This window comes from Bradyrhizobium sp. 604_D8_N2_3 (assembly GCF_051810765.1).
In the GTDB taxonomy this organism is placed as follows: Bacteria; Pseudomonadota; Alphaproteobacteria; order Rhizobiales; family Xanthobacteraceae; genus Bradyrhizobium; species Bradyrhizobium barranii.
The window spans coordinates 6,499,397-6,522,975 of the sequence record NZ_JBPWPM010000001.1; the positions used below are offsets into that span (position 1 = coordinate 6,499,397).

A 23,579-nucleotide genomic window follows, 5' to 3' on the forward strand; every position below is an offset into this window, starting at 1 on the left:
GCTGCTATCCCTTGTAGCCCATCAGCAGGCGGGGCAGCCACAGCGAGAACGCGGGGACGTAGGTCACGAACATCAGAGCTGCGATCAGGGCGGCATAGAACGGCAGGATGGTGCGCATCACCGCGCCAACCGAGATGCCGCCGATAGCGCAGCCGACGAATTGCGTCGTTCCGACCGGCGGGGTGTTCAGCCCCAGCGCGCAGTTGATCAGCATCAGCATGCCGAACTGCACTGGGTCCATACCGGCCTTCATCGCGATCGGCAGGAAGATCGGGGTGCAGATCAGGATGGTCGCCGCCATGTCCATGAAGGTGCCGAGCACGAACAGGATGACGTTGATGAGCAGGAAGATGACCCAGGGTTGCGACGATACCTTGCTCATGAGGTCACCGGCGAAGTCGGCGACCTCGTAGAGCCCCATCAGATACTGGAACATGGTGGAGACGCCGATCAGCAGCAGCACCACGCCTGTCGTCTTCACGGCCTTGGCGGCAGCCCGCAGGAAGTTCGGCAAGGTCATCGTGCGGTAGATGAAGAACGTCAGCAGGATCGTGTAGGTGACCGCGACGGCTGCGGATTCAGTTGCCGTGAAGACGCCGGACAGGATGCCCGCCAGGATGATGCCGACGATCAGCAGGCCGGGCAGCGCGGCCGCGAACGAGCGGAAAACCTCGGCCCAGCCCGGGAACTTGCCGGCCGGATAGCCGCGCTTCACCGCGACCGCGTAGGCGGCAACCAGCATGCACACCATCAGCACGAGCGCCGGCAGGAGGCCGGCCGCGATCAGCGCGCCGATCGAGACCTTGCCGCCCGCGGCGAGCGCATAGATGATCATGTTGTGGCTGGTCGGCATGAGCGCGCCCACCAGAGAGGCATGGGTGGTGACGTTGACGGCGTAGTCGGTATCGAACCCTTCCTTCTTCATCATCGGGATCATCACCGCGCCCATCGCCGACACGTCGGCCACGGGCGAGCCGGAGACGCCGCCGAACAGCGTGCAGGCGACCACGTTCGACATGCCGAGCCCGCCGCGGATGTGTCCGACGAGATTCTTGGCAAGCTGCACGATCTTGTCGGCGACCCCGCCATGCAGCATCAGCTCACCGCTGAAGACGAAGAACGGGATGGCCAGGAAGGAGAAGATGTTCATCCCCGACATCATCTGCTGAAAGATGACGGCGACCGGCAGGCCTTCGTAGAGGATGGTGCAAATCGCCGAGAGGCCGATCGCGAAGGCGACGGGTACGCCGAGGATCAGGAAGCCGAAGAAGGTCGCGCCGAGAATGATCAGTTCCATGAGGGGACGACCTCTTCGCCGCGCAGGAGCGCAATGATGTGCTCGATTGAAAAGGAGACGATCAGGACGCCGGAGGCGATCAGCGGGACGTAGCGGATGACCTCGGGGAGCCCGAGATTGGGGATCTTCACGGTTCCGACCGACGCTCCGAGGATCCAGCCGTTATAGGCCATCGCAATGCCGAACACGGCCACCAGAACGTGGATCACGAGCTCGATCTTCTCTCGCAGATGATCCGGAAGCATCACCAGCAAACTGTCCATGCCGATGTGTCCGGCGTCGCGAACGCCGACGGCGGCGCCGATCAGCGTGACATACAGGATCAGGACCAGCGCAAGGTTCTCCGTCCAGGTCGGGCTGGAATTGAGCACGTAACGTCCGAACACCTGGTAGAACACGATGGTGACGATGACGAGCAGGCCGGTCACGGACAGATACATGCCGAGGCGAGCAACGACGGCATTGATCCGCGACAGCAAGCCGGTCGACGGTCGGCCGGTTACCTCCTGCTCGTGGCTTGCGACATGTGGGTCTGTCATCGGCGTCTCCTTGCGCGTCCCCTTCGCGAGGGTCCGGTGCCGCCTCGCGGCGACGCCGGACCCGACGCTGTGGCCCTACTTCGTGTCCTGGATCCGCTTGACGAGGCCCTTCAGCTTTTCGTCACCTGCGAACTTGTCGTACACCGGCTTCATCGCGTCGACGAATTCCGCCTTGTTGGCGATCGTGACGACCTGAACGCCGGCAGCCTCGACGGTCTTGCGCGAGGCCTGCTCACGCTCGTCCCAGAGCTTGCGCATGACGGGCACCGATTCCTTGGCCGCCTTGCGGATCATCGCCTGATCCTCCTTGCTCAACGTGTCCCAGACCGTCTTGGACATCACGAGAACTTCCGGCGCGAGCGAGTGCTCGGTGACGTTGTAGAACTTGGCGGCCTCGAAGTGACGCGAGGATTCGTAGGACGGCCAGTTGTTCTCGGCGGCGTCCACGAGGCCGGTCTTGAGCGCGGTATAGACCTCGCCATACGGCATCGGTGTCGGGTTGGCGCCGAGGCTCTGGATCATGCCGACCCAGAGGTCGGACTGCTGGACGCGGATCTTCAGGCCCTTGAGGTCGGCGAGCGATTTGACCGGCGCCTTGACGGTGTAAATGGACCGGGCGCCGCTGTCGTAATAGGCAAGGCCGATCAGGCCCGCGGGCGCCATGGACGCCAGGATTTCGTCGCCGATCGGACCATCGAGAACCGCGCGCATGTGCTGCGTGTCCCGGAACACGAAGGGCAGGCACAACGCGATGGTCTCGGGCACGAAGTTGTTCAGCGGCGATGCGTTGATCCGCATCATGTCGAGCGCGCCGATCTTCAGCTGCTCGATGGTGTCCTTCTCCGAGCCCAGAGCTCCGTTGGGAAACACCTTCACACCGAGCTTGCCGCCGCTCGCGGCTGCGAGCTGCTTGCCCATGAACTTGACGGCTTCGACGGTCGGATAATCGACGGGGTGGATGTCGGCCGAGCGGAAATCGCGTGCGGTCGCCAGCGGCGCTGAGACCGCCAGTACGGCGGCTGCGATGATGCCGGTGAGTGTCTTCATCTGGGGCTTCCTCCTGAGTTAATTATGTCGTTGTCGGGCCGATGCTGCAGGCCGCCTTGGGTCGCTCCACTTCAGGTGTAAAGTCAAGCGTCACAAACGCACCACCTTGGTAGGATTGCGCGGCGGAGTCGAGCGGATTTGACTGGTGGATGATCACGGCGAGGGAAGGTGCGAGCTTCATCGCGCCCTCCCCGGCGGCGACTTGCACGGCAGGTGCCGGCTTCCCTTTAATCCCGCCTCGCCGTCGGCCAATGCCGGACGCGAGGTGACGATGCTCGTCATATCCATGGACGTTCCTCTGGTTTTAGAATCGACCGCTATTGGTTGCGGCTTGGAGGTGCAGACGTGACGGTCGCCCCATCCTTGTGCGATGCGCGCTGATCAGCGCGATGTCGCCAACGTCGTCCCTAGGGCGGGCGGCATTCTGAGTCCAAGCCAAATCCGGCATCGATCAATGCTGGAGTTGCATCGATCGGTCATGCATCACTTCGAGGGCGCGACCGGCGAATGGCCCCGTTTTTCCGAAATCGCCTGCACCGGGGCGTTACTTGACGCCACAGGGAGAGCCCGCCCAAGATGCGCCGAAACTGAACATCGCGAGGAAATTCCCATGCCGCGGAAGCTGATCGATATTTCCGTGCCGCTCAGAAACGACGTGACGGCCGATCCGCCGGGCAATCACCCGACGATCCAGTATATTGATCACCAGCAGGGCCTGCCCCGCATGCTGCAGTTCTTCGACGGCCTCAAGGCGGAGGATTTGCCAGATGGCCAGGGCTGGGCGGTCGAGCAGGTCTCGCTGTCCACCCACAACGGCACGCATCTCGACGCGCCCTGGCACTTCCACCCGACCATGAATCGCGGCGAGCGGTCATGGACGATCGACGAGGTGCCGCTCGAATGGTGCCTGCAGCCCGGCGTGAAGCTCGACTTCCGCCACCTGCCCGATGGGTACGTGGTGACTGCCGACGATGTCGAGAAGGAGCTGAAACGGATCGGGCACACGCTGTCGCCGCTGGAGATCGTGGTCGTCAACACCAGCGCCGGCGCCAAATTCGGCCAGGCCGATTACGTCAACTCCGGCTGCGGCATGGGCTATGAGGCCACCATGTACCTGCTCGAACGCGGCGTGCGGCTGACCGGCACCGACGGCTGGAGCTGGGACGCGCCGTTCGTCTACACCGCGAAGAAATATGCCGAAACAAAAGATGCCGGCCTGATCTGGGAAGGTCACAAGGCGGGACGACACATCGGCTATTGCCATCTCGAGAAGCTGCACAATCTCGACAAGCTGCCGTCGACCGGATTCACGGTCTCATGCTTCCCGGTAAAGATCGAGCGAGCGTCCGCAGGGTGGACCCGAGCGGTCGCCATCGTCGACAATCAGGTCTGATGCCTCACTCGCCGTCGAGGCCGCTCGCGGCGAGGTCGCGCAACGCATCGGTATCCAGCACGACGATGGCGCCGTGCTCGAGACGGACCCAGTTGCGGCCGGCCCAGGCGCGCAATTGCTTGTTGATGCTCTCGCGCGTCATCCCCACCATCTCGCTGATCTCCTGCTGCGTGATGGCGAGCGTGCCGCTTCCGGAGTCGAACTTGCGCTCTTCGGTGAGACCGAGCAGCGCGCTCGCAAGCCGGCCCGGCAGATTTTGCAGGATTACCTGCTCGACCTGCTGGCTGGTCCAGCGCAGGCGCGCGCAAAGCAACTCGATGAATTTCATCGCCAGCGCCGGCTGGCTCTTCACGAATGGCAGGAAGTCGCGACGGTCGATGATGTAGAGTTCGCAATTGGTGTTGGCAGTCGCGTCGGCCGAGCGCGGCGCGCCGTCGAGAACCGCGATCTCGCCAAAGATTTCTCCAGGACCGATCAGATTGAGAATAGCGTTCCTTCCATCCGGCGACGAAGAGGAAATCTTCACTGTTCCCGTGATCACGGCGAACAGGTTGTTGCCGGGATCGCCCTTGGCGGCGATCGTCGCACCGCGCTTCACCGTGGTGTGCTTGGCGTAGCGGCAGAGCTGATCGAGCGCATCTGGCTCCAGATCCGCGAAGATCGGGTGCTTGCGCAGGACCGATAATTTGTTGCCCGCCGCTTGTCGGGGGTCGCCGGTCTTGTCCTGAGGCACGCCGCTCGGCTCCTAAGACTGCGAGGCACTGGAGTTCCTGCGTAGTCAACGTTAGCAGGCTTTTCAACCGGAAAGCATGTGCACGGTTTGAGCCAAATACGGCGAAAATGCCGCGGTCGGGCGCCAAAGCGGCATCCGGGGGATGAGCCAATGTGTCCCGGTCGATGCAGAGTTGCACTATCGCGCGCACCATTGCGTTGAGGCGCTGCCGCCGGCCGCGAGCTGGCCGTGGAAGCCTCCGCGGCAAGCACGGTAAAACGCGATTGTGATCTCAGGACCGTCAGTGCTTGGCCTCCGAATCGGGCCGACCTGCGCTGGTTTGCCGGTCTGCCCATGCCAAAGCCCCGGCGAATGTGACAAAAACGACCACGACAGCGATCGTCACCAGCAGTGCGTCAGTCGGCATGATGCCCTCCCCTGTTATTTTGGGCATTATTGGCGGCGCACGACCGCCGTCATTGATTGGGATCAAAATTGGCGAGCGCCGGATCAGGCCGCAGCCAAGGCCTCGACCTTCGCCGGATCGAGCAGGCTGATGCCGCCTTGAACGATCTCGATCACCCCATGTCGTTCCAGCTTGGTGAAGGTGCGACTGACGGTTTCGATGGTCAGGCCGAGATAATCGGCGATGTCCTGACGACTCATCGGCAGCTGAACCGTGTCCGACGCCCCCTTCAGCGAGAATAGCCGCTCGCGCCAGGCGAGCAGAAACGTCGCAACTTTCTCGTCCGCCGATCGGCGGCCGAGCAGGACCATGTGGTCGCGCGCCTGGCTCAACTCGCGAATCGCCAGCTCGTTGATCCGCCTGAGCAGATGCGGCCGGCTCTCGACGAAGCGGCCGAAGGGCGCCTTTGCGAACTGGCACAGTGTGACGCCACCGATCGCATCGGCCGAAAAATTGTGACGGCCGGAAATATTCATCCCCAGGAAATCGCCTGGTAACGCAAATCCCACGATCTGCCGCCGACCGTCGGGCAACAGCTTGTAGAGCCGCATGACGCCGTCGAGGAGATTGTAGAACGAGGTCGTGGTGTCCTCCTCGGAGAAGACGGTCTCGCCCCCCTCAAAGAGGACGCGGCGTCCCAGATGCTCGAATTCCCTGAGCTCGGCCGGGTCCAGCGACGAACACACCGCGAAGTCGCGGACCGCACAATCGCTGCAGAAATGCCCGTTCGGCTCGATCGTCACCACGGAAGCCTTCATCTACCGCTCCAAGCACCGGCTGCCCCGCATCAGGCCGAGCCCACCGCGCGGGCTGCATTTTACTGCACTGCGCCAAAGCCGATTGACCCAGATCAATTTTGGCGGGCATGGCCGTCTTGTGCTGTTGCTAGACCGCCTGCACCGTCCAGCCGATCAGCTCCTTTGCAATGCGGGCGAAAGCTGTGTCGAACGCTGCGACCGCTGCGGCCGGCTCGACCTTGTCAAGCGTCTCGCTGGTCTCGACGAGGCGCGACGCCACCACCTTGCCGTTCTTGTCGACGATGCGTGCCGACAGTCCGATCTCGACCCGAGCCTCGCCTTCCGTGGCGATCCGGAAGCGCCTGATGTCGATCAGGAGCTGGTAGTCCGCCTGGCCGAGATCGCTCGTGCGCAACGGCGCGTGAACGATGTCGTAATTCTCAAAACTGTCGATCAGCCGCGCCTGCACCAGTTTTGGAATGCTGTCGGCCCAGAGGAATTCCGCAAAGCCCGGATTATCCCCGCTGGGTGCAAACAACATCCGCTGGGTCTGGAGCATCGCGACCGCGGTCGGCTCGGGAATCGCCAGTGACGCCGAAAGCGTCTTGCCGGCCGGCCCAAAATTCTGCGGCGTGCGCAGGTCGTAGGTGATCTTCTGCGCCGGCGTCCCGCCGCCGGTCATCTTTTCGAGGCCTGCCAGAATACCGTCGATTTTGCCGGTGTTGCGCGCGAGCCCGTCGGAGAATGTCTTGAGGTTCGCGATGGTGTCCTTCAGCGGACCGGAATTGTCCTCCAGCACGGTGTCGACCCGTCGCAGCGCATCGCGCGCAGCCTGCGTCATGCTCTGGCCTGCACCGGCTTCGGCGATCAGGGTCACGGGCTCGCCGGCCTTGGCAACGATCATGCCGCCCTCCAGCGTCACCACCGGCACGCCGGTCAGCCCCTGGAAATCCAGCCCGACCTTCGTGTCGGTACGCACGGGTGTCGTCGAGGCAACCGAGATCGTCGCATTGACAAAGCGCGGATTATCCGGCGCGAGGCCGATCTGCGTCACCTCGCCGACCCGGATGCCGTTGAACAGCACACCGGCACCGACCAGCAGGCCCGGCACCGGCCCCTGGAATTGCACATGATAGTTTGCGCGCGGCCCGATGCCGCCCGTGTTGTTCAGCCAATAGACGAAGCCGAACACCGCGAGGATAGCGGCCAGCACGAAGCTGCCGATCAGCACGTAGGGAGCGCGGGTTTCCATGTCTCACCTCATCTGGTGTTGCAGCATCTGCGAGCGCTTGCCGTGGAAATAGGCGCGCACCCAGGGATGCTCGGATTGCAGCAATTCGTGCATCGGGCCGATCGCCACGATCTTGCCGTCGGCGAGCGCGGCGACGCGGTCGCAGACTGTGGTGAGGCTCGCAAGATCATGGGTGACCATGAACACGGTGAGGCCGAGGGTCTTCTGCAGCGTCCCGATCAGCGCGTCAAAATCGCCGGCGGCGATCGGGTCGAGACCGGAGGTCGGCTCGTCCAGGAACAGGATCGGCGGATCGAGCGCGAGTGCGCGGGCCAGCGCCACGCGTTTGGTCATGCCGCCCGAGAGCTCGGACGGATATTTGTCGGCGTCCTGCGCCCGCAGCCCGACCATCTCGAGCTTGGCGATCGCGATCTCGTCCATCAGCTCTTGCGACAACACCAGATTTTCGCGCAACGGAAACTGGACGTTCTGCCGGACCGTCAGCGAGGAGAACAGCGCACCCTGCTGGAAAAGGATGCCCCATGTCGTGGCTGCGCCCTCCTTGCGACCGCCGACGGGCTGTCCCATCACGTCGATGGTGCCGGCCTGGCGTGGGATCAGGCCGATGATGGTGCGCATCAACACCGACTTGCCGCCGCCGGACGCACCGACGAGCCCTAGGATTTCGCCCCGGCGGACGTCGAGCGAGAGATGATCGAGCACGGTCTGGCGGCCAAAGCCGACCACGAGGTCGCGGACGCGGATCGCGAACTCCTCTTGCGACTGCTCCATCGTCACATTCCGATCGAGGCAAAGAAGATCGCGAAGAGGCCGTCGAGAACGATCACCAGGAAGATCGACTTCACCACTGACGTCGTGGTTTGCCGCCCCAGCGACTCGGCGCTGCCCTTCACGCGCAATCCTTCGCTGCAGGCGACGATCCCGATCACCAGAGCCATGAAGGGCGCCTTCAGGATGCCGACCTCGAAATGGGTGACGGAGATGGCCTCATGCAGCCGCGCGATATAGATCGCCGGCGCCATGCCGCCGTAGAATTGCGCGACCAGCCCTCCGCCATAAAGCGCCGCAACTGCCCCAATGAACGCGAGGATCGGCAGCGCGATGACGAGGGCTGCTACTCGCGGCAGTATCAGGACATGGACGGGATCGAGGCCCATGGTCGAGAGCGCGTCGATCTCCTCGCGCATCTTCATCGAGCCGAGCTCGGCGGTGTACGCGCTCCCCGACCGGCCGGCGACCATGATGGCGACGATCAGCACACCCAGCTCGCGCAGCACCAGGATTCCGACCATGTCGACAGTGTAGGACTCCGCACCGAACCTACGGAAATGAAAGAACCCCTGCTGGGCGATGATGGCACCGATCAGGAAGGTAATGAGAACGACAATCGGAATGGCCTGCCAGCCGATCCGGTAGAGCTGATAGACAAGCGATGTCAGCCGCAGCGAGCGTGGCCGGCGCAGCACGCCGATCACGGCGATGAACAATGCACCGAGCATTTGAAGAAAAATCGTGACGTCTTCGCGCGCGCCAACCGTGGATTTGCCGAGATCGCCGAGCCTGAGCAGGACCGGGTTTGGCGCGGCCGCAACCGCCGGGGTGTGGCGGTTGACCTGGCGCACCTCGTCCATCAGGCCGCTGAAATGATCGGCGACGCCGACGAATTCGGCCGATCTGCCGGATGATGCGGCCCGTCGCGACAGCTTCTCCAACACCCAGGCGCCGAGCGTGTCGAGCGCACTGACGCCGGACATGTCCAGCGTCACGGCGCTGGATCGATCGACATCGGCCCCGACCGAACGGGACAGCGTCTCGAGCGCCGAGACGTTGGCTGCCGTCCACGGCCCTTCCGGGCGCAATTTCAGCGCATCGCCGGAGGGCGTTGCCAGCAACAGCGGTTCGGAGTTCACGCATCCACCTCATCGGGACAATTGGCCCCCATTCAGCCGCCACTTCTAGGCCAGCATATGGCGGCCGGGTTGACCTGTCTCAACACCAGGACCGCGCGCCGTCCCTTGACGCAAATCAAGCGCGGCCGCGCCGCCGGGCCTTAGGGTCTCTTCCATTCAAGGGAGTTCTCAAATCCATGTTCAACAGCGACAGGATGAGCGAAGAACTGCGAGCGCTGAAGGTTGACGTCACGCGTCTGCTGAGCACCGCAGGCGAAGAGATGTTCGACAGCTCGAAAGACCGGACCGAGGCTCTGGCCGATCAGATCAAGGCTGCGCTTGCCGAGCTCGGAGAAACCGTCAGCGACGAGCAGGAGCAGCTTCAGCGCCTCATTGCGGAACGCCCGGTCACGTCGCTGGCCTCGGCTTTCGCGCTCGGCGTGGTCGTCGGCGTCATGCTGAGGAGTCACTAGGTGAACACGGAAAATGTCGTCAAACATCTGCGTGCACTGTGGCGCACCGACAGGATCATCGCGGACATCAGGCTGCGCCATCTGTTGATCGGTCTCGGCCTGCGGGCCTTCGCGGCGCTGATCGCGACATTCGGGCTCCTGATGCTGGAGCTGTCGGCCTATTTCGCCCTGGTCCAGATCTGGAGCGCAATTGCGGCGGCCGCCATCCTCGGCACCGTCAATTTCGCCATCGCGGCGATTCTCCTCATCGTTGCCGGCCGTCCTCCATCCGGCCGCGACATCGAGCTCGCCAATGAAATTCACGGCGCATCTATCGAAGCCTTGCAGCTCGAGGCGCGGGCGCTCCAAGCCCAGGTGTCAGGCGCGGTCCATCATCCGCTCAGCACGATTGTGCCGGTGCTGGTGCCGCTGATCGCGATCATCGTCAAGAGTCTGCGGAAAACGGCCACGGAATCCGCCGCATCGCGCGAAGCGCACTCGTGATCGGAACGCTCAGAGCTTGAGCCTGACGTCACAGAGGTCGGGCTCGGTCGAATCCGGCTTCACGTCGAAGCCGAGCTGGCGGCACATCTCAAGCATTGTGGTGTTCTCCCTGAGAACATCACCCGAGATGGTCTTCAGCCCCTCCGACCTCGCATAGTCGATGATCAACTGCATCAACGCCCATCCGAGCCCCCTGCCCTTGAGGTCCGACCGCAGCAGGATCGCATATTCGCCGCTCTCATAGACCGAGTCCGAATGGAGCCGGACCACGCCGACCATCTCGCCGGTCGCTTCGTCGAATGCGATGAAGGCCATTGCGCGCGCATAGTCGAGCTGGGTCAGGCGCGCGATGAACTCGTGGGTGAACTCCTTCATCGGCGCGAAGAAGCGCAGGCGGAGGTCGTGCGCCGTGACGTGACGCAGGAATTCGTGGATGGTCGGCTCGTCCTCGGGACGCAAGGGCCGTACGAAGATGCGCCAGTCGTCCTTGAGCGCCAGGCGGCGCTCCCACTGCGACGGATAGGCCCGGACGGCGAAGTTGGCCGGGCCGGAGCCGGCGAATTTGCGCTGCGGCGGCCCCACCGCGACGCGGGCGTCGACCGCAGTCACGCCGGTCTCGTCCGCAAGCAGTGGGTTGATGTCGAATTCACGGATCTCGGGAATGTCAGCGGCCATCTGGGCGAGCTTGACCAACACCATCGCGACGGCGTCCTGCTCGACCGCGGGTACGTCGCGATAGGCCTGCAGCAGCCGTGATACGCGCGTGCGGCCGATCAGGTCGCGGGCGAGCTGCAGATCAAGCGGCGGAAGCGCCAGTGCCTTGTCGTTGATGATCTCGACCGCCGTCCCGCCCCGGCCGAAGACGACGACGGTGCCAAAGGTGGGATCGTCGGCAAGACCCAGGATCAGCTCACGCGCCTTCGCCTTGACGACCATCGCCTGCACGATGACGCCCTCGATGCGGGCTTCGGGACGGAGCTTCCTCGCCCGCGCGAGAATGTCGGTGGCAGCCGCGCGCACGGCCTCCGGCGTGGTCAGATTGAGGACGACGCCGCCGACGTCCGATTTGTGGACAATGTCGCGCGACATGATCTTCAGCACGACCGTGACGCCCTGCACGAACATCTCGCTGGCGTAGGCGACGGCCTGCTCGACATCGGTCGCCGCACGAGTCGGTACCATCGCGATATCATAGGCTCCGAGCAGGTGCTTGATCTCGACGGGATCGAGCCATTTGCGGCCGTCCGCGATCGCAGCGGCGACGATCTGCCTGGCAGCCCGGGCGTCAGGCACGAACGTGTCGGGCATCGCGGGAGGGACCTGGCTCAGCTCCTCTACGACCTCGCGATGCCTCACGAGATGCATGAAGCCGCGCACCGCATCATCTTCGGTCGGATAATTCGGAATGCCCGCGCCGGAGAGCGCCTGAATGATGTTCTGATCGGCTCCGACCCAAGCCGCCAGCACGGGCTTCGCCCATCGGCGCTGCTGCTCGCGATATTTGCCGACGAGCTCGGTCACGGTCGCGGCGATGTCGGCCGCCGGGGCGATCGCGGTCTGCACGTTGAGGACGAGGACGGCATCATTATCAGGGTCCGCGAGCAGCACCTCCAGCGCCGCCGCGTAGCGCGATGCATCGGCATCACCGACGATGTCGACGGGATTCGCACCGGACCAGGTCGGCGGCAGCACCGCATCGAGGCTCTTGCGCGTCGCGGCCGAGATGGACGCCGGGATTCCACCAAGGTCCACCAGCCGATCCACGGCCAGGACACCGATGCCGCCGCCATTGGTGAGGATAGCGAGACGCTTTCCCGCCGGCGGCTCGACGCGACCGAGCGTCTCGGCGCAATCGAACAGCTCGCGCAGATCGGAGACTCGCAGGACGCCCGCACGGCGGAACGCGGCATCATAGACGGCGTCGGCGCCGGCGAGCGCGCCCGTATGGGTTGCCGCGGCTTTGGCACCCTGCGCCATGCGGCCGGACTTGACCACGACGACCGGCTTCACGCGCGCCGCGGCCCGTGCCGCCGACATGAACTTGCGCGCGTCCTTGATGGCTTCGATATAAAGCAGGATCGCGCGGGTCTTGTGATCCATCGCGAAATGGTCGAGCAGGTCGGCAATATCGACATCGATCTGATCGCCGATCGTGACAATGCCGGAGAACCCGACGCCGCGCTGCGCAGCCCAATCCACCATTCCGGCCGCGATCGCGCCGGACTGCGAGATCAGCGCGAGGTTGCCCGCCCCCGGCATGTGTGCGGCAAAGCTGGCATTGAGGCTGACGCCGGGCATCATGATGCCGAGGCAGTTCGGCCCAATCAGCCGCATGCCGTATTTGCGTGCCGCAGCGATCGCGGCCTCGTGCAGGGATCCCGGTCCATGACCGAGGCCCGCCGAGACGATCAGCGCGCCGGCCGAGCCCCGACGTCCGGCCTGATCAATGATGCCAGGGACCTCTCGCGCCGGCGCGGTGATGACCACGAGCTCGGGCACGAAGTCCAGCCTGTCCAGACTGCCCACCGCAGCGATGCCGCCGATCTCGGCATGGCGCGGATTGACGAGGCCGAACCGACCCTTGAACTCGGCTTTGTGAATGTTCTCGAGAACGGCGCGTCCGACCGAGACCGGGCGGGCGCTCGCGCCGACGAGCGCAACCGAACGCGGCGACAGCAGATTCTTCAAGCGATAGGTTGACATGAAAGCATATGCGCCCGGTCGGTGGCGATTCCGATGGTTGACGATCGGCCGATAAACTGGCGATGCGCCTAGTGCGAGATCATAACCCAGCACGGCGGCTGGCCAATGACAGTCTTTGTCACACCACCCCAGACGATCTCGTTCAGGCGTGAATGATGGTAGGCCCCCATCACGATCGCGTCCATGGCATGGGAATTCGCCCAGCTTCCGAGCACCTTGCCGATCGAGCTGCCGCCGCCCTTCGCGGTTTCGAACGAGGCGTAGACCCCGTGTTCCCTCAGATGGTCGACGAGCGCGGTTCCGGATTGCACGATGGCATCGGTCTTGTCGTCCGCCACCGTAACCACCCGGACGGATGCCGCAGCCTGAAGAATGGGCAGCGCGTCGCCAACGGCCCGCGCGGCACGGGCGGAGTGATCCCAGGCGATCATGACGTTCTCGAACTCCGGTCGCAGCTCGTCCACATGCTGTTCCGGGCAGAGCAGCAGCGGCCGGCCGGATTCGAACAGGAGCGTTTCGATGATGCGCTCCGTTCGGCTGTCATGCGGCCTCACGGGGACCAGCATCAGATCGCTGAAGCGCGCATGCTCGGCCAGGATCGACGCGATCTGGTCCGCCGGCACCTTACCCGATCGGCTTTGGGCGCGAATGTTGGCGCGGGAGGCTGCATTGGTGAAGGCGTTGAGGAGTTGCTGCACGTCGCTTACCTCACGCGAACCGCTCGCCTCCGCGGAATCCAGATCGCCAGGGCTGATTACCGTCGGCCGCACGAAAACATCTTCCTCGAGCGCGAGCGCGGTGATCCTGGCGCCGAGGTCGGCGGCGACAGCCACGCATGTCGCGATCGCAGCGAGGGCCGGCCCGCGCGGCTGGCCGACAAGCGGCAGAAAGACATCCTTGATGGGCATCGGGTTTCTCCTTACCGGTCAGGATAAGCCACCTTTCGCCGGGAAGCTTGATCCTCCTCAAGGCGGGAACACCGCGCAGCCAGCCGACGACAGGCTTTGACCGGTGTCAAGGACTGGCCCCGATCCGCCTCTAAGGATTAGCCTGCTGCCTCACCGCTGACGCATCTGGAAATGCCTGCTGAGATGACAGACGATTCTGCAATCCAGGAACGGGTCTTCGAAGCTCTAAACGCGCGTCCTGGCGTAAAGCGGATCGACACCCACGCAGCGTCGGTGTTTCTCGACGGAACGCGCGCCCTGAAGATCAAGCGGGCTGTCAAGTTTCCATTCCTCGACTATTCGACGCTCGAAAAGCGCGAGGCGGCCTGCGAAGAGGAGATCAGGATCAACCGGCCGCTCGCGCCGCAAATCTATCACCGCGTCGTGGCGATCACGGAGGAGCCGGATGGATCGATCGAGATCGACGGTCGCGGCCGGCCGGTCGAGTATGCAGTCGACATGTCCCGCTTCGACGAAAACCGGACGCTGGACCATGTGGCAAATGCCGGCCCGCTGGATGCAGCGCTCGCCCCGGCCATCGCGGATGCGATCGCAGCATCGCATGCGAGAGCGCCCGTCGCGGATGGCGCCGCGTGGATTGCCTCCATTCCTGCTCTGATCGATGGCAACAGCACCGGGCTGCGCAATGGCGATCATTTCGAAGCCGCCCAGATCGAGCAACTCTGCGAAGCCTCACATCAGGCATTCCTGCGCGTCCGCGCTACACTGGAACAACGCGCGCGCCACGGTTTCGTGCGCCGCTGTCACGGTGACTTGCATCTTGCCAATATCGTGCTGATCGACCGGCAGCCTGTCCTGTTCGACGCGATCGAATTCGACGCGCAGATGGCGACCGTGGACATGCTCTATGATCTTGCGTTCACGCTGATGGACCTGCTGCGCCACGACCAGTCGGCCACGGCCAATGCCGTCCTGAACCATTATCTGATGACGGCGCCCGGCGAAACGCTCGACGCCCTGGCTGCGCTGCCACTGTTCATGTCCATGCGCGCGGCGATCCGTGCGCAGGTGGCGCTGGCGCGGCTGAGGCGGCCTGATGCCGACGGCCCCGGCACTCTCGACGAGGCGCGCCGCTATTTCGAGCGCGCCCAGGCTCTGATTCATCCCCCCGCCCCTCGCCTGATCGCGGTTGGCGGACTATCGGGCACCGGCAAATCCGTGCTCGCCCGCGCGCTGGCGCCCGCCGTGGCGCCACAGCCCGGCGCCGTCGTGCTGCGCAGCGACGTCATTCGCAAGCAGCTGTTTCAGGTGGGACACACCGAACGGCTACCGCCGTCCACGTACCGGCCTGACGTGACGGCGCGCGTCTACGAGGTGCTGATGCAGCGCGCCCGGCAGGTTCTGGCGCAAGGCCATTCGGCCATCGTCGACGCCGTCTTTGCGCGCGAGTCCGAGCGAAACGAGATGGCCGCCCTGGCACGCGAGTGCGGCGCACCGCTCAATGGACTATTCCTCGTCGCCGACCTCGCCACCCGCCAGGCGCGAATCGGCGGCCGCCGGGGCGACGCTTCCGACGCCACGCAAGAGGTTGCCGCGCAGCAAGAGCACTATAGTATCGGCCATGTCGGTTGGGCGACCATCGATGCATCCGGGACACAAGCGCAGACGCTCCAGAACTGCCGGGACGTAATCGCTGAGGGCAAATAAGGCAATCCGATTGGCGCGGGCTAGGATGGCGCGACCCACCACGAGTTCGATGGCGACCGCTCGCGCCAAGCCTGCGGCGCGACGCAATGTTCTGCCCGGCCGCCTCAGCCCCGGTATGGCCTGCGACACCGCGTTCCGGATCATCGCCCGCCGTCACCTCGATGCCGTCCTCGCCCAGCACGATGGCACCTGCCACGGCGATCCGGAGGCGCTGCATCAGATCCGGATCGCACTGACGCATCTGCGCACCGCCATCCGCTTCTTCTCGCCCATGGTCGACGATGCCCTGCGGCCGAATGTCTGGGCCGAACTGAAATGGCTGAACAGCCAGCTCGGCATGGTGCGCGACCTCGACGTGGCGATCGAGCGGGTTATCGCCGAGAGCGGGGGCGAGCTTGACGTGATCGCCGAGCTTCAGCATTGGGACGAGAAGCGCGCCGAGAGCCACCGCCTGCTGGCGCGCGCGCTGCAATCGGCGCGGTATCGCCGTCTTGTCGAGCAGACCTCGGCCTGGATCGAGAGCGGTCCTTGGTCGACCCGGCGCAGCAAGGAAGCCATCCGATTGCGCCGCTGCCCGCTTGCCGACCACGCGACGGCGCAGCTCACGGAATGGGAAACGACGCTGCTCAGGAAGGCGCGGAAACTGCGCAAGCTCGACGTCGAAAAGCGGCACAGGCTGCGGCTCCTCAACAAGCGCCTGACCTATTCGATCGAATCGCTGGAGGATTTGTTTGCAGACGAATCGCTGACAAAACAGAAGTCGATCCTCAAGCAATTGCGCAAGGCGCAGAAGTCCCTCGGGCAATTGAACGACGATGCGCGAGGGCAAACCCTGGCAGCGTCACTGAACGAGGCCGTCCCCGAGGCGGGCATTCGTTTCCTCAACCGGAAGCGAGAAAAGAAGCTGTTGCGGACCGCCTCGAACGCCTACCGGAAACTGGACAAGGCCAAGCCGTTCCGCTCCTCCGACCTCGCCCCGAATGCAGAGCCCGAGGATTAGGTGCGACCAGCTTGACTTGGGTCAAATCAGCTTCCTGCCGGTGACCTAAGCTCCACACATCGATATTCGTGTGAACTTGCGGAGCTTCCCCATGCGCGCCCACCAGATCATGACCCGCTCGGTCATCTCGGTTGCCCCCCACACCAGCATCGTCGAGGCGGCAAACATCATGCTGAAGCGGCACGTCAGCGGCCTCACCGTGGTCGACGATGCCGGCAAGCTGGTCGGCGTGGTCTCCGAGGGGGATTTCGTCCGCCGCAGCGAAATCGGCACCGGGCGCAAGCGAGGCCGCTGGCTGCGGTTCATCCTCGGCCCCGGCGCATCCGCCAGCGATTTCGTCCACGAACATGGCCGCACGGTCTCGGAGGTGATGACCGCCTCGGTCGTGACCATCACCGAGGATACGGCGCTCGCGGAGATCGTTGATCTCATGGAACGGAACAACGTAAAGCGGTTGCCGGTGGTGCGCGGCGACAAGGTCGTCGGCATCGTCTCCCGCGCGAATCTGTTGCAGGCGGTGGCGGGGCTCGCCCGCGAGGTACCGGATCCGACGGCCGACGACGATCACATTCGCGGCCGTATCATCGACACCATGGAGAAAAACGACTGGTGCCCGTTCGGACTGAACGTCATCGTCCGGGGCGGCATCGTTCATCTCAGCGGCGTCATCACCGAGGAACGCGCGCGTCAGGCCGCCGTCGTTGCGGCGGAGAACGTCGAGGGTGTCAAGAAGGTGCACGACCATCTGTGCTGGGTCGACACCGTATCGGGCGTCTATCTGAATTCGCCCGAGGACGACGATCTCGCCAAGGCCAGCTAGGTGCGAACCAAAGGCGGCTTAGCGGGGAATGACGGCGGTGGCTTCGATCTCGACGCGCGCCGCCTTCTCGACGAGGCGGACGACCTGCACCAGTGCCATCGCAGGATAGTGCGCACCGAAGGTGGCGCGGTAGCTCTTGCCGAGCTCCCTCAGGTTCGCCAGGTATTCGTCCATGTCGACGACGTACCAGGTCAGGCGCACGAGGTGCTCGGGCCGCGCACCCGCCTCCGCCAATATCTCGGCGATGTTGCTCAGGGCTTGGCGCACCTGCGCGACAAAGCCGTCCGCGAGACGCTCCTCGGCGTCCCAGCCGATCACGCCGCCGGTGACGACGATGCGTCCCTCGGCGGCCATGCCGTTGGCATAGCCTTTCGGTAGCGGCCAGCCAGACGGTTGGAGCACCTGCGCCCTGGAGCCGGTTTCGTCCTCGGCTGCTGTCGGCAGCACCGCGAGGTGCGGACCTTTCGGCGTCGTCACGGACAATTCTTCATCCTTCTCTTATTCCGCCGCAACGCCAGAGGACGTCGCTGCAGCCTGCGCCAACTGCCGCAGGGCAAATCGCTTCAACTTGCCGGTCTCGGTCTTCGGCAGTTGCGCCACGAACTCGATCGCGCGCGGATATTTGTAAGGCGCAATCTCACGTTTGACATGCTCCTGCAACTCCGCTGCGAGTTGAGCGTCCGGCGTCACGCCGGGGGCGGCGATGACATAGGCCTTCACGATCATGCCACGCGCCTCGTCCGGCGCACCGACGACGCCGCACTCGGCTACGGATGGATGCGTCAGCAGCGCTGCCTCCACATCCGTGCCCGCGATGTTGTACCCGGCTGACACGATCATGTCGTCGGAGCGCGACTGGTACCAGAAGTAGCCGTCGCTATCCATCAGATAGGTATCGCCGGTGATGTTCCAGCCGTTCTGGACGTATTTGCGCTGCCGCTCGTCGGCGAGATAGCGGCAGCCGGTCGGACCGCGCACCGCGAGCCGCCCTATCGTGCCCGGCGGCAGGTCATTGCCGTCGTCATCGACGATTTTTGCTTCGTAACCCGGCACGGGTTTGCCGGTTGCGCCGGGACGGATCTCGTCCTCGGTCGCGCTGATGAAGATGTGCAGCAGCTCGGTCGAACCGATGCCGTCCATCAGCTTGATGCCGGTGGCCTTGAGCCAGGCATCGAATGTCGGCTTGGGGAGGGTCTCGCCGGCAGAGACGCACTTTCGCAGCGAGGAAATGTCGCGACCTGCGAGCTTGCCGATCATGGCGCGATAGGCGGTTGGCGCGGTGAAGCAGACCGAGGTCTTGTATTGCTCGATCGCCGTCAGCATGTCGTCCGGCGTCGTCTTCTCCAGCACGACGAAGGAAGCGCCGATATGCATCGGAAACAACACGCCGCCGAAGCCGAAGGTAAAGGCGAGCGGCGCTGAACCGACGAAGCGATCCTTCTGCTCCGCCCTCAAGATGTTGTGCGCATAACCGTCGCAGACCGCCAGCATATCCCGATGGAAATGCATGGTGCCCTTGGGATCGCCCGTCGTGCCCGACGTGAAGGCGATCAGGCAGATGTCATCGGCGGCGGTATCGACCGCCTTGAACTCCGGGCTCGCATCAGCAATCAGCGCCTCGAGCGAGTCCGACGCGCCGTTGCCCCAATAGACCACGTGCTTGAGGCCGGGCGCCGCCGCTTTCGCCTTCTCCATCTCCTCCGAGAGTTTTCCATCGCAGAGCGCGAGTGCAATCTCCGCCTTCTGGATCGGATAAGATAGTTCCTTGGCGCGCAGCAGAGGCATGGTCGCCACGACGATGCCGCCAGCCTTGATCACCGCGAGATAGGTCGCAACCATCATCGGATTGTTGGCGGAGCGCAGCAGCACGCGTCCGCCGGTTACGAGACCTTGCTTGCGAACCAGCACGTTGGCGATGCGGTTCACGAGCGCTTGCAGCTCGCGATAGGTGTAGCTGACGGCCGGACTGATGACGCACGGCGCGTCGCCGTGGCCCTGCTCGACCCAGCGGTCGAGAAAATAGCTGACGCAGTTCAATCGCGGCGGGTAGTGCAGCTCCGGCCGCGTGAAGATGAATTCAGGCCAGAACTCTCGCGGCGGCAGATGCTGCCGTGCGAATGTATCGACGTGGGCTGTCGCGGCGTTGCCGTCATACGAGCCCGACTCTTGAGCCTTAGCGGCGTTGGCCATCGCACGCTCCTTTCAGCATGGAAAGCACCCGGCAGCATCATCTGGGAAACATTTTAGGCTTAAAACAATTCGGCGCAATAGCGGATTTTGGGCATCCCATGCATTTTCCTGCGGCAAGGTGGGACTGGCGGGGGCCGCGGCTGGCGGACTACGGCCGGCGGCGACCGGCCGATTTCTGCGCCGACGCCTTTGTCTTGGCCAGGAGCCGCATCAATTCGCGGACATCCTTCGGGGTCAGGTCGGCGAAGAGATCGGCGATCCAGGTCTCGTGCTCCGCGGCCATCCTGCGAAACTCGGCGCGACCCAGCTTTGTGAGGCGGATCACCTGGACGCGGCGGTCCGTCTCCGAGGTGCGCCGGTCGAGATGGCCCGATTCCACCAGCCGTTCGACGAGGCCGGTGACGTTACCGTTGGACACCATCATGCGCTTGGAGACGTCGGACAGCGTCATGCCGTCGGGCGCCTTGTCGAGCTGCGCCATCAGGTCGAACCGGGGCAGCGTGACGTCGAAGCGCTGTCGCAGGCGGCCGCGGACTTCGCCTTCGATCAGGTTCGTGCAGGTGAGCAGACGCAGCCACAGCCGAAGCTCTTCGGCGTGGTCCTCCGGCGTCTCGACGGCCTTGGTCTCGGAATCGAGCATCTCGATGCAGTCACTCATGGCCGGCCTTGGCGCCAGCACGGATTCCCCAACGTTTTGAGCTTCAAATAAATCGGCCCCGGCCGCAAGCCTAAAGCTGCAACAATCGACCACATCCGAATTTCTTTAGGCTTCAAATAACTGGCGCGCCGCTTGCATGCGCCACGGCCTGCAGGATGGCCGCGCCTTGAGCTTGCTTGCCGCGGCCGCCATCATCGGCATAAGCTTGGATTGGAGTACGCGGCTTGCTGCGCAAGCCCGATCGTCACGGGGGACACATCATGAAGACGCAAATGACCTTGGCCGCTGCCGCCCTGCTGCTCGGCACCGCGGTGAGCCCTTCCCTCGCCCAGGAGAAGATCAAGCTGGGCGTGGTCGTGACCCTGTCGGGCCCCGCCGCCGCACTTGGCCAGCAGGTCCGCGACGGCTTTGCGCTCGCCGTGAAAGATCTCGGCGGCAAGATGGGCGGCCGAGATGTCGAGGTGATCGTCGCCGATGACGAGTTGAAGCCCGACGCAGCGGTCACGAAGGTCAAGGGCCTTCTGGAGCGCGACAAGGTCGACTTCGTGGTGGGCCCGATCTTCTCCAACATCCTCCAGGCGATCCACCGCCCCATTACGGAGTCCAAGACGTTCCTGATCAGCCCCAACGCCGGCCCATCGACTTTCGCCGGCAAGGACTGCAACCCGTTCTTCTATGTGACGTCGTATCAGAACGACCAGGTCCACGAGATCCTCGGCAAGGTCGCGCAGGATCGCGGCTACAAGCGCATGTATCTGATGGTGCCGAACTATCAGGCCGGCAAAGATTCAGTGGCGGGCTTCAAGCTCGACTACAAGGGCGAGATCGTCGAAGAATCCTACATGCCGCTGAACACGCTGGACTTCCAGCCGGAACTTTCCAAGATCTCGTCGCAGAAGCCCGATGCGCTGTTCACGTTCATGCCGGGCGGCCTCGGCGTCAATCTCGTCAAGCAATACCGGCAGGCTGGCCTTGCCGACAGCATTCCGGTGCTCTCGGCTTTCACGGTGGATGAATCGACCTTGCCGGCGCAGCAGGATGCGGCCGTCGGCATGTTTGGCGGCGCGAACTGGGCGCCCAATCTCGACAACCCCCAGAACAAGAAGTTCGTCGCGGCCTATGAAGCCGCCTACAACGTCGTGCCCGGCACCTACGCTTTCCAGGCCTATGACGCCGCGATGCTGATCGACAGCGCGGTCAAGGCCGTGAAAGGCGATCTCTCGAACAAGGATGCGGTTGGAGCTGCGCTGAAGAAGGCCGACTTCACCTCTCTGCGCGGCGCCTTCAAGTTCAACACCAACGGCTATCCGATCCAGGATTTCTATCTGACCAAGGTCGCCAAGCGTGCGGACGGCAAGTTCCAGACCGAGATCGTTCAGAAAGTCTTTGAGAACTATGGCGACCGCTATGCCAAGGACTGCAAGGCGGCAAACTAAGCCGCACCGCATTACGGGAGGACTGCAATGAAAAGCGAAATCACCGGCATCACACGGGCCAATGAAGGGATCCAGGGCATTTCCTGGAACATCCTCGGCCAGACCTACGTGCCGAAGAGCAATACCGAGCACAGCTTCTCCTGGCACGCGACATTGCCGCCGGGCACATTCGTGCCGCCGCACATCCATCCCGACCAGGATGAGTATCTCTACATGCTCGAGGGCAAGCTCGACTTCATGCTCGGCAATTCGGAGTCGCAGGCGACCGCGGGCGATCTGATCCGCCTCGGCATGGGTGTGCCGCACGGCATCTTCAACAAGTCGGAGCAGACCGCAAAGGTGCTGTTCTGGGTGTCGCCGACCCGCAAGCTGTTCGACCTGTTCTGGGGCCTTCACAATATGAAGGAACAGAAGCCCGAGGACGTGGTGGCGATGGCCGCCGAGTTCAACATCCACTTCCTGCCGCCGCCGCCCGGCGGCTAGCAGCGAGTCCTAAGCGCGCACCGCCGCCAGACCTGGCACTGCGGCGAAGCCGGCCTTGGTGGCGTAGCCGCGGACGATCGCCTCGCGCTGGGAATAGCTCAGCACGTTATCGACGTTGTCGAAGCCATCGGGCGCAAGCTGCTCGACTGCGTCGATGACGCCCTCGGGACCGCCGCGCCGGTTGGATCGGACGATGTCAGCGGTCATCGGCAGACGCTTCTTCTCATATTCAAGCAAAGCCTGGCGCGGATGCTCGGCGCGCACCAGCGCATCGGCAAGGCAGCGCGCGTCGAGGATCGCCTGAGATGCGCCGTTGGAGCCGACCGGATACATCGGATGCGCGGCGTCACCGAGCAGCGTAACGCGCCCGGACGACCAGTAAGGCAAGGGATCGCGGTCGCAGGTCGGATATTCGTAGAATTCCGGCGTTGCCGAGATCAGGCTCTTGACGTCGATATAAGGCACCGAGAAGCGCGCGACATGCGGCATCAACTCCTCGCGCCGGCCGGGCCGCGACCAGTCTTCCTTCCGGGGCGGCGGGGCATTACCTTCGCCGACCTTCACCAGCACCGCCCAGTTGGTGAGACGGCTCGCCGGGCTCGATCCCTCTGCGATCGGATAGATCACCACCTTGGCGTTGAGGCCGCCGGCCACGATCATCGACTTGCCGGTGAGGAACAGCGGCCAATCGCGCGCACCGCGCCATAGCATCAGGCCGTTCCAGCACGGCGGTCCCTCGTTCGGGAACAGCGTGTCGCGAATGCGTGAATGGATGCCGTCAGCGCCGATCAGGATATCGCCGCGCGCAGTATGGATGTGCGCGCCCGAGCGGTCGAAGAAATAAGCGGTGACGCCGCCCTCGTCCTGCGTGAAGGCGCCGAGGCGGCAGCCGGCGTGAATTGCCTCCGGTCCGAGCCGCTCCTCGACGGCGCGATGGATGACGCCCTGAAGGCGGCCGCGGTGAATCGAGAATTGCGGCACGTCATGGCCGGCGTCGATGCCGCGGGCTTCACGCCAGACCTCCTGGCCGTGGCGATTGAGGTAATAGAGCTGGTCGGTGCGGATCGCGACGTCGTCGAGCTGCTGGAGGAGACCGAGGCCGGCAAGCTCCCGCATCGCATGCGGCAGCGTGTTGATGCCGACGCCGAGTTCGCGGATGGTGTCGGCCTGCTCGAAAATCTCGCATCCGATGCCGCGCGAGCGCAGCATCAATGCCGTGGTGAGACCACCGATACCGCCACCGACGATAATCGCCTTCATCGCCCTTACTCCACTCGAAAATACGCCAGGCAATGGGGTTAAAGTCGCACGGGCGGTCACTCCGCCGCAAGCGGCTTTGTCGCCTCCGCCTTGAGCTCGGCCCGGGTCTTGGGCTTAGCCTTAATT

24 protein-coding genes are annotated in these 23,579 nt (G+C 64.0%); 8 read left to right on the forward strand and 16 right to left on the reverse strand.

What is annotated here, in order from left to right; genetic code table 11:
• Positions 1 to 4: 4 nt before the first annotated feature.
• The 4 genes from AB7245_RS31170 to AB7245_RS31185 all read right to left on the reverse strand — a co-directional run bounded on the left by AB7245_RS31170 (position 5) and on the right by AB7245_RS31185 (position 3,064).
• Complete coding sequence (locus tag AB7245_RS31170; protein ID WP_014493780.1) at positions 5 to 1,297, reverse strand: TRAP transporter large permease; 1,293 nt, start codon at positions 1,295 to 1,297, stop codon at positions 5 to 7.
• The gene (locus tag AB7245_RS31175) at positions 1,288 to 1,836 is read right to left on the reverse strand and encodes a TRAP transporter small permease (protein WP_014493779.1); all 549 of its coding nucleotides are present in this window, start codon (positions 1,834 to 1,836) and stop codon (positions 1,288 to 1,290) included. The genes AB7245_RS31170 and AB7245_RS31175 overlap by 10 nt, the downstream gene beginning before the upstream one ends.
• Positions 1,837 to 1,911: 75 nt before the next feature.
• The gene (locus AB7245_RS31180; RefSeq protein WP_439035316.1) at positions 1,912 to 2,883 is read right to left on the reverse strand and encodes a TRAP transporter substrate-binding protein; all 972 of its coding nucleotides are present in this window, start codon (positions 2,881 to 2,883) and stop codon (positions 1,912 to 1,914) included.
• A gap of 22 nt (positions 2,884 to 2,905) precedes the next feature.
• Positions 2,906 to 3,064, reverse strand: coding sequence for a hypothetical protein (locus AB7245_RS31185; RefSeq protein ID WP_439035317.1), 159 nt, complete (start codon positions 3,062 to 3,064; stop codon positions 2,906 to 2,908).
• Positions 3,065 to 3,493: 429 nt separating this feature from the next.
• Between AB7245_RS31185 and AB7245_RS31190 the strand changes: the two genes are divergently transcribed.
• The gene (locus tag AB7245_RS31190) at positions 3,494 to 4,276 is read left to right on the forward strand and encodes a cyclase family protein (RefSeq protein ID WP_028149679.1); all 783 of its coding nucleotides are present in this window, start codon (positions 3,494 to 3,496) and stop codon (positions 4,274 to 4,276) included.
• Between the two features lie 4 nt (positions 4,277 to 4,280).
• Here AB7245_RS31190 and AB7245_RS31195 read toward each other — a convergent pair whose 3' ends face one another.
• From AB7245_RS31195 to AB7245_RS31220, 6 genes are all read right to left on the reverse strand, one after another.
• On the reverse strand, positions 4,281 to 5,009 hold the full coding sequence (locus tag AB7245_RS31195; protein WP_028149678.1) for a Crp/Fnr family transcriptional regulator: 729 nt from the start codon (positions 5,007 to 5,009) through the stop codon (positions 4,281 to 4,283).
• Positions 5,010 to 5,289: 280 nt separating this feature from the next.
• Entirely contained in the window at positions 5,290 to 5,415 is a 126-nt protein-coding gene (locus tag AB7245_RS31200; protein WP_256376474.1) for a hypothetical protein, read from the reverse strand.
• An 83-nt stretch (positions 5,416 to 5,498) separates the two neighbouring features.
• Entirely contained in the window at positions 5,499 to 6,212 is a 714-nt protein-coding gene (locus tag AB7245_RS31205) for a helix-turn-helix domain-containing protein (protein WP_354134236.1), read from the reverse strand.
• A 127-nt stretch (positions 6,213 to 6,339) separates the two neighbouring features.
• On the reverse strand, positions 6,340 to 7,443 hold the full coding sequence (locus AB7245_RS31210) for an ABC-type transport auxiliary lipoprotein family protein (protein WP_439035318.1): 1,104 nt from the start codon (positions 7,441 to 7,443) through the stop codon (positions 6,340 to 6,342).
• A gap of 3 nt (positions 7,444 to 7,446) precedes the next feature.
• Positions 7,447 to 8,214, reverse strand: a complete 768-nt coding sequence (locus AB7245_RS31215; RefSeq protein WP_167768084.1) for an ABC transporter ATP-binding protein — start codon at positions 8,212 to 8,214, stop codon at positions 7,447 to 7,449.
• A gap of 2 nt (positions 8,215 to 8,216) precedes the next feature.
• The gene (locus tag AB7245_RS31220) at positions 8,217 to 9,353 is read right to left on the reverse strand and encodes an ABC transporter permease (protein ID WP_135215101.1); all 1,137 of its coding nucleotides are present in this window, start codon (positions 9,351 to 9,353) and stop codon (positions 8,217 to 8,219) included.
• A 176-nt stretch (positions 9,354 to 9,529) separates the two neighbouring features.
• Between AB7245_RS31220 and AB7245_RS31225 the strand changes: the two genes are divergently transcribed.
• Together AB7245_RS31225 and AB7245_RS31230 are read left to right on the forward strand one after the other, a co-directional pair.
• The gene (locus AB7245_RS31225) at positions 9,530 to 9,805 is read left to right on the forward strand and encodes a hypothetical protein (protein WP_354134238.1); all 276 of its coding nucleotides are present in this window, start codon (positions 9,530 to 9,532) and stop codon (positions 9,803 to 9,805) included.
• Positions 9,806 to 10,288 carry a phage holin family protein gene (locus AB7245_RS31230; protein ID WP_439035319.1) on the forward strand — a complete coding sequence of 161 codons (483 nt, stop codon included), beginning with the start codon at positions 9,806 to 9,808 and terminating at the stop codon, positions 10,286 to 10,288.
• A 9-nt stretch (positions 10,289 to 10,297) separates the two neighbouring features.
• On the opposite strand, the gene AB7245_RS31235 is transcribed toward AB7245_RS31230, so the two are convergent.
• Both AB7245_RS31235 and AB7245_RS31240 read right to left on the reverse strand, forming a co-directional pair.
• Positions 10,298 to 12,991, reverse strand: a complete 2,694-nt coding sequence (locus AB7245_RS31235) for a bifunctional acetate--CoA ligase family protein/GNAT family N-acetyltransferase (RefSeq protein WP_439035320.1) — start codon at positions 12,989 to 12,991, stop codon at positions 10,298 to 10,300.
• A gap of 68 nt (positions 12,992 to 13,059) precedes the next feature.
• Entirely contained in the window at positions 13,060 to 13,899 is an 840-nt protein-coding gene (locus AB7245_RS31240) for a universal stress protein (RefSeq protein ID WP_439035321.1), read from the reverse strand.
• Between the two features lie 183 nt (positions 13,900 to 14,082).
• Here AB7245_RS31240 and AB7245_RS31245 point away from each other — a divergent pair, with 183 nt between their 5' ends.
• From AB7245_RS31245 to AB7245_RS31255, 3 genes are all read left to right on the forward strand, one after another.
• Complete coding sequence (locus AB7245_RS31245) at positions 14,083 to 15,606, forward strand: AAA family ATPase (protein ID WP_439035322.1); 1,524 nt, start codon at positions 14,083 to 14,085, stop codon at positions 15,604 to 15,606.
• Positions 15,607 to 15,631: 25 nt separating this feature from the next.
• A complete protein-coding gene (locus tag AB7245_RS31250; protein ID WP_439035323.1) occupies positions 15,632 to 16,606 on the forward strand; it encodes a CHAD domain-containing protein in 975 nt (324 codons plus the stop codon).
• Between the two features lie 91 nt (positions 16,607 to 16,697).
• Entirely contained in the window at positions 16,698 to 17,426 is a 729-nt protein-coding gene (locus AB7245_RS31255; protein ID WP_439035324.1) for a CBS domain-containing protein, read from the forward strand.
• A gap of 18 nt (positions 17,427 to 17,444) precedes the next feature.
• Here the strand turns inward: AB7245_RS31255 and AB7245_RS31260 are convergent, their stop codons facing one another.
• The 3 genes from AB7245_RS31260 to AB7245_RS31270 form a co-directional block, all read right to left on the reverse strand.
• On the reverse strand, positions 17,445 to 17,903 hold the full coding sequence (locus AB7245_RS31260; RefSeq protein WP_354123911.1) for a RidA family protein: 459 nt from the start codon (positions 17,901 to 17,903) through the stop codon (positions 17,445 to 17,447).
• Positions 17,904 to 17,924: 21 nt separating this feature from the next.
• Complete coding sequence (locus AB7245_RS31265) at positions 17,925 to 19,616, reverse strand: benzoate-CoA ligase family protein (protein WP_439035325.1); 1,692 nt, start codon at positions 19,614 to 19,616, stop codon at positions 17,925 to 17,927.
• Between the two features lie 148 nt (positions 19,617 to 19,764).
• Positions 19,765 to 20,274, reverse strand: coding sequence for a MarR family winged helix-turn-helix transcriptional regulator (locus AB7245_RS31270; RefSeq protein WP_439035326.1), 510 nt, complete (start codon positions 20,272 to 20,274; stop codon positions 19,765 to 19,767).
• Positions 20,275 to 20,534: 260 nt separating this feature from the next.
• Here AB7245_RS31270 and AB7245_RS31275 point away from each other — a divergent pair, with 260 nt between their 5' ends.
• Complete coding sequence (locus AB7245_RS31275; RefSeq protein WP_354246536.1) at positions 20,535 to 21,710, forward strand: ABC transporter substrate-binding protein; 1,176 nt, start codon at positions 20,535 to 20,537, stop codon at positions 21,708 to 21,710.
• A 27-nt stretch (positions 21,711 to 21,737) separates the two neighbouring features.
• On the forward strand, positions 21,738 to 22,193 hold the full coding sequence (locus tag AB7245_RS31280) for a cupin domain-containing protein (RefSeq protein ID WP_007601580.1): 456 nt from the start codon (positions 21,738 to 21,740) through the stop codon (positions 22,191 to 22,193).
• 9 nt (positions 22,194 to 22,202) lie between these two features.
• Here the strand turns inward: AB7245_RS31280 and AB7245_RS31285 are convergent, their stop codons facing one another.
• Entirely contained in the window at positions 22,203 to 23,453 is a 1,251-nt protein-coding gene (locus AB7245_RS31285; protein ID WP_439035327.1) for a flavin-dependent oxidoreductase, read from the reverse strand.
• Positions 23,454 to 23,579 lie beyond the last annotated feature (126 nt).